This window comes from Corynebacterium sp. UMB6689, from assembly GCF_030215295.1.
In the GTDB taxonomy this organism is placed as follows: domain Bacteria; phylum Actinomycetota; class Actinomycetes; order Mycobacteriales; family Mycobacteriaceae; genus Corynebacterium; species Corynebacterium aurimucosum.
Genome location: NZ_JASOLS010000195.1, coordinates 1 through 262, shown reverse-complemented (window position 1 = coordinate 262; position 262 = coordinate 1). Strand labels below are relative to the sequence as shown.

At 64.1% G+C, this 262-nt stretch carries 1 protein-coding gene; it reads left to right on the top strand.

What is annotated here, in order from left to right; all coding sequences use genetic code 11:
• On the top strand, positions 1-262 hold a 262-nt coding region (locus tag QP363_RS13185; RefSeq protein WP_284764819.1), incomplete at both ends, for a hypothetical protein.

Genomic DNA, 262 nt, shown 5'->3' with positions numbered 1-262 from the left:
TGATGGCGCCTCCGCCGCGGAACGCGAAAAGCTCCGCAAGAGCGCCGAGAAGGACATGGCGCGCCTTCGTAAGCGCTTCGACGGTGACATCGACGGTCTTGAGGTCGTGTGGGATAACTTCACGAACCTGAAGGTCGGTGCCCTGATCGGTGACGAGCGCCTCTACCGCGCGATGGTGGCCCGCTACGGCACCTACTTCAAGGGTGACATGGGCGCAGCCGCCATCCAGAAGCGCCTGGAGACCTTCGACCTGGAGGCCGAG